Below are 5,205 nucleotides of genomic sequence, written 5' to 3'. Positions count from 1 at the left end.
CTTGCCCGACGCGAGCCGCTGCCGGGCGGTGGCCGCGTCCATCGGACGCCAACTGACGTGATGCTCGGGGTCGGGGGCGTGCACGATGGCCGAGGTGATCCGCGCGCCCAGGTTTTGCGGCGTCGCGGCACCGGGCGCCGCAGCCGCCCCCGTGTCGGCGTTGATCACTGCGATCGGCAGGCGTCGCAGGTCCGCGTTGGGGTCGAGGATGCCGCCCATGTACAAGAGCGTCATCACCAGGGCCACCAGGCCGACGAGCACACCGGGGACCAGCCAGATCTTGGGGATCCGCAGGATCTGCCCTGCGCTTGCCCCGGTCGGGGGCGGTGCTGACGTCATGACTCTCCGGGCCTGTCGAGCGCGATTGCGCTCATGCTGGACCCGCCGCGCCGAGATCCCCCGCAACGCCATGCGCAGGTAGGCCATCGGCGTGAAAGATCCACTCGCACGCCGCCCCGAGAACGCCGAACGCGCCGCCGGCACGATCTCGCCGCGGCCCCGCGTGCCCCCGCCGAACCCTCGGCATCCGCCGCCGCGACCTTGATCCGGCCGCTTGGGACGATCTTGAGGCCCAGTCCGGCGTACGCTGCTGGACGAACGGACGATCGAGGGCTGTGGCCGCCGAGCCGACGTGGCAGGGGTCTCGTGGGGTGACCCGCTTCGGCTTCGCGCCGCTTGTGCTCCACGCTGCTTCGGCTGTGCGGACATGGCCCGGGGGCGAGGACGGGGTGGGAACGATGACCGGCGAGGACCCGGCGGCGGACGAGTTGGAGACCCTCGTCCTGCGCCACAAGCGGCGCTACACCAGCAAAGAGGTGGCCGCGCTCGCCGGCGTACCCGTCTATCGGGCACGCAGGTTCTGGCGCGCGCTGGGCTTCGCCAACGTCGAGGACGACGCGCCGGAGTTCACCGATGCCGACGTGGACGCGCTGGTGTCGCTGCTGCGCCTGGTCTCCGAGGACATATTCGACGAACGACAGGCGGTCTCACTGGCCCGCTCGCTCGGCCGCGCCACCGCGAGCCTGGCCGAGTCACAGATCGAACTCGGCGTGGAACTGCTCGACCGCAAAGGCGTGCTCGGCCCGGACCGTACTCGCATCCTGCGCGACCGGGCGCACGAGATCCTGCCCGAGCTCGAACGGCTGATGCTGTACTGCTGGCGCCGGCAACTCGCGGTCTCCGTCGGCCGGGTGGCGCAGTCCCCGGAGGCGCAGTCCGCCCCGATCGCGGTGGGATTCGCCGACCTGGTGGGCTTCACCCGACTGAGCCGACGCCTGGGCGAGCAGGAACTGGCCCAACTCGTCGAGCGGTTCGAGGGCCGCTCGGCCGACGTGGTCACGGCGGAGGGTGGCCGGGTGATCAAGACCCTCGGCGATTCGGTGCTCTTCGTGGCCGACTCGGCCCGCGACGCGGCCGAGATCGCGCTGCGCCTGGTCGCCACGCACGCGGGCGAGCGGACGATTCCGGCGTTGCGGGTCGGGATGGCGATGGGCCCGGTGTTGGCCCGGATGGGCGACGTGTTCGGGGACACCGTCAACCTCGCGAGCCGGATCACCTCGCTCGCCGCACACGACCAGATCCTCGTGGACACCCGCCTCGCGACCGAACTCCAGCCCTCGGCCCGGTTCGCGCTGCTCGCGGTCGGCCCGGTGGCGGTGAGCGGATTCGACAACCTCGACCTGTTCGTCCTGGGCCGCTCGCCCAGCGCGCCGCCGGTCGGCGAGATACCGAGGCGGTGAGCCCGGTGTGGCCCCCAGGCCGCTGCGCCCGGACGTTCGAGCCGCCGGACGGGTGATTGTCGCGGGGAGACGGTTGCGAACCGGCGGGGCGGTCGTTTGCCCCAGTAGCCGCGCACCGGTGTGGCGACACCCCCGCTTTGGAGATTCTCGTGAACAAGTTGAAGAAGGCCGCCGTTCTGGTCGCGGCAGGCAGCGCCATGGTCGTCTCGGGCGCCGGCATCGCCAATGCCGGCGCGGACGCGAACGGCGCGGCCGTCGGCTCGCCCGGCGTCCTGTCCGGCAACAACCTCCAGATCCCGATCCACGTGCCGATCAACATCTGTGGCAACAGCGTGAACATCATCGGGCTGCTGAACCCGGCGGCCGGCAACGTCTGCATCAACGCCGACGGTGGCAAGCAGGACGAAGGCAAGCACGAGGGCGGTCAGCACGAGGGCCGCCACCAGCAGGGCGGCAAGTCGGCCGGCAACTGGGGCTGATCCTTCCCGAAGCCGCATCCCGAGCCCATCCTCCTGGGCCGGGATGCGGCTTCGCGCGTCTTTCCACCGGGCGCCGACTCCGCCGACCTGCCCCGATCGTCGGGTGCGGCGCCCCCTACCGGCCAACCGGGTGACACGCAGACGACTTACGGCGCGCCCGACCACGCCTTGAGGCGATTTCGCGCCCGCATCGGTGAAAGTCGTACCAATCCCGACGCGCACGGAGCGGATGACATCGACGCGTGGGTCGATCCGACGGCTCGGCGACCGGTGCCAGGGATTCCACCGGTTGAAAGGCGGCCCGATGACCGACACAGACCTCACCCATCCGCAGCAGGCCCACCAGTCCCACGAGGCGGTGGCCCAACTGCGGGAGATCGCGCTCGGCGCCATGTCCGCCGCAGCGGTCCGCGCGGCCCTGCGCCTGGGTGTCGCGGAAGAGTTGGGCGACACCCCCGCCACCGTCGAGGAACTGGCGCAGACCGTGAGCGCCGAACCCCGAGCCCTGCGCCGGTTGTTGCGCGCGCTGGCCAGCCACGGCATCTTCGCCGAGCAGCCAGACGGCCGGTTCGCGCACACCGACGCCTCGCGCCTGCTGCGCGCCGACGCGCCGCGCAGCCTGCGCTACATCTCGCTGTGGTCCACCGAGCCGTGGACGTGGCAGGCGTGGCCGCGCCTGGACGAGGCCGTTCGCTCGGGCAAGAGCGTCTTCCCCGACCTGCACGGCAAGCAGTTCTTCGACTACCTGCACGAGGACGCGCCGGAATCGGCCGAGATGTTCGACCGGGCGATGAGCCAGTCCAGCGTCCAGTCCGCCAAGGACGTCACCGCGGCCCTCGACCTCACCGGCGTCGACACCGTCGCCGACATCGGCGGCGGACAGGGCATCGTGCTCGCGAGTCTGCTGGAGCGCCATCCGGCCCTGCGCGGGGCGCTGTTGGACCTGCCCGGCGTGATCGCCACCGCCGACCCCCGGCTGCGCGAGGGCGGCGCCCTCGCCGACCGGGCCCGCCTGGTTCCCGGCGACTGTCGAGTGGACATCCCCATCCGCGCCGACCTGTACCTGATCAAGAACATCCTGGAGTGGGACGACGAGAGCACCGCGCGCACGCTGCGCAACGTGGTGTCCGCCGCTTCCCCCGGGGCCAGGGTCGTCATCATCGAGAACCTCGTCGACGAAACCGTCTCGATGAAGTTCACCACCGCGATGGACCTGCTGCTGCTCCTCAACGTCGGTGGCCGCAAGCACACCAAGGAGAGCCTGCTGACGCTGATCGACCAGGCCGGTCTGCGCCGCGGCGAAATCCGGGTCGTGAACCCGTCTTTGCACATGTTCGAGTGCACGCTGCCGGGTTGAAAACGTCCCCGGCTAAACAATCGGTTGCTCCCCGAGAGTGAAGACTGCCGGGTTTACCGCTCGAAGAGCCCACCGCCTCCGCTCGAATGCAGCACCCCGGGTGCGGCCCCGCCGAGGCCGTCCCATCGTGGTGGGGACGCGCCGTTGGTCCCCATTGTCGATATCCGTCGGCAGTCTTGCGGAGCGTCGAAAGGAATCACCACCATGCGTCGTGTACGCACTCTCGTCGCCGGGTCCGCCATCGCTCTCGCGGCCCTGACGATCTCCGCGCCCGCTGCCTTCGCCGACGACGCTCCGGCGCCGCACAACGGTGCCTCGGCCCCGGACAGCGACTCCCACGAGAAGTCGTGGACGGGTGAGCACAAGAGCGACGACGGCAAGAGCGAGGACGGCAAGGGCGCCTACGGCAAGGACGACGCCGGCGGCAAGGGTGCCGAGGACAAGGGCGGGGACGCTTCCGACGGCAAGTCCTGGAAGGAGCACAAGTCGCCGCACGGCGGCGTGCACACCGGTATCGGTGGCTCGTTCCTCGACGACGGCGCGGGACTTGCCACCGGCGCCGCGCTGATCGCCGGCGGTGTCGGACTGGGCGTCTACGCCCTGCGCCGTCGCACCTCGCCGGCCGCCGCGGCCGCGACCCAGGGCTGACCCCGGGCCGTCGATTCGAATCACGTCGTGGCCATCGCCCTTCCACGGGGCGGTGGCCACGGCGCGTCGGGACCGGAGTCGATCGGTGCTGTGACCGGAAAGGCATGCCATGCGCGACCCCGTACCGCCGCAGGAAGCGAACTCCACACCGTCCTCCGGGCGGATGAGCCGGGGCAAGTTGGTGGTGATCGCAGCCGGCGTGGTCTTCCTGGGCGGATTCATGGTCAAGAACGATCTGAGCGAGGATTCGGGGCCCCCGCCGCAACCCGCCGCGGTCGCGACCCAACCGGCCGCTCCGGCGCCCGCGGCGGTCGACCCGGCCGACGCACTCGTGATGCGCTCCTCGCCGCCGGTGCGGATCAAGATCGACCGCATCGACGTGAACGCCCCCTTCGTCGGTCTGACCCTGGGCTCGTCCGGGGTGTTGAACGTGCCGCCTCCGACCGACCGCAACCTCGCCGGTTGGTACAAGGACGGCGTCACACCCGGCGCCCGCGGCAACGCCTTGGTTCTGGGGCACGTCGACACGATGACGGGCCCCGCCGTCTTCTGGGGCCTGGGCAGCCTCAAGCCCGGTGACGTCGTCGAGGTCACCCGCGCCGACGCGTCCGTGGCGAAGTTCGCGGTGGACTCCGTCGAGTCCTTCCCCAAGGACGACTTCCCCGACGACCGCGTCTACGGCAAGACGCAGGATGCCCAACTCCGCCTGATCACGTGTGGCGGCACGTACGACAAGAAGAGCAAGGACTACAAGGACAACGTCGTGGTGTTCGCCCACCTGATCGCCGCCCAAAAGCCCTGAGTGTCGCCCGGCGCCCGGACCGTCGTTGGGAAGTCCCGAAAAACCCGAAGGGCCCCGGCATCTGGGCGGATTCCAGGGGTCGTCGCAACACATGATCACTGATGTGTCGTGGCGAGCAGTTTATGCAGGCGCTCGGCTGGGGTTTCCCAGTCGAGCGTTTTGCGTGGGCGGCCGTTGAGT

5 protein-coding genes and 1 pseudogene are annotated in these 5,205 nt (G+C 70.4%); 5 read left to right on the top strand and 1 reads right to left on the bottom strand.

Going from position 1 to position 5,205, the window contains the following annotated elements; translation table 11 throughout:
• A pseudogene (locus tag GT354_RS22590) lies at window positions 1-339 on the bottom strand (DUF3533 domain-containing protein); the annotation flags it as partial.
• Window positions 340-737: 398 nt separating this feature from the next.
• Between GT354_RS22590 and GT354_RS22585 the strand changes: the two are divergent.
• From GT354_RS22585 to GT354_RS22565, 5 genes are all read left to right on the top strand, one after another.
• Window positions 738-1,739 (top strand): adenylate/guanylate cyclase domain-containing protein, encoded by a 1,002-nt coding sequence (locus GT354_RS22585; RefSeq protein WP_161358195.1) that lies wholly within the window; start codon window positions 738-740, stop codon window positions 1,737-1,739.
• Between the two features lie 149 nt (window positions 1,740-1,888).
• Window positions 1,889-2,218 (top strand): chaplin, encoded by a 330-nt coding sequence (locus GT354_RS22580; protein ID WP_161358194.1) that lies wholly within the window; start codon window positions 1,889-1,891, stop codon window positions 2,216-2,218.
• A 304-nt stretch (window positions 2,219-2,522) separates the two neighbouring features.
• Window positions 2,523-3,575 (top strand): methyltransferase, encoded by a 1,053-nt coding sequence (locus GT354_RS22575; RefSeq protein WP_161358193.1) that lies wholly within the window; start codon window positions 2,523-2,525, stop codon window positions 3,573-3,575.
• A 204-nt stretch (window positions 3,576-3,779) separates the two neighbouring features.
• The gene (locus tag GT354_RS22570; RefSeq protein ID WP_161358192.1) at window positions 3,780-4,223 is read left to right on the top strand and encodes a hypothetical protein; all 444 of its coding nucleotides are present in this window, start codon (window positions 3,780-3,782) and stop codon (window positions 4,221-4,223) included.
• Between the two features lie 109 nt (window positions 4,224-4,332).
• On the top strand, window positions 4,333-5,025 hold the full coding sequence (locus tag GT354_RS22565) for a class F sortase (RefSeq protein WP_161358191.1): 693 nt from the start codon (window positions 4,333-4,335) through the stop codon (window positions 5,023-5,025).
• The last annotated feature ends 180 nt before the right edge of the window (window positions 5,026-5,205 follow it).

Source organism: Streptomyces sp. SID3343 (assembly GCF_009865215.1).
GTDB lineage: Bacteria > Actinomycetota > Actinomycetes > Streptomycetales > Streptomycetaceae > Embleya.
This window is presented reverse-complemented; position numbering and strand designations above follow the sequence as displayed.

Coding starts and splice junctions, on each gene's coding strand:
- GT354_RS22585 (WP_161358195.1), top strand. CDS start 738: ATGACCGGCGAGGACCCGGCGGCGGACGAGTTGGAGACCCTCGTCCTG.
- GT354_RS22575 (WP_161358193.1), top strand. CDS start 2,523: ATGACCGACACAGACCTCACCCATCCGCAGCAGGCCCACCAGTCCCAC.
- GT354_RS22570 (WP_161358192.1), top strand. CDS start 3,780: ATGCGTCGTGTACGCACTCTCGTCGCCGGGTCCGCCATCGCTCTCGCG.
- GT354_RS22565 (WP_161358191.1), top strand. CDS start 4,333: ATGCGCGACCCCGTACCGCCGCAGGAAGCGAACTCCACACCGTCCTCC.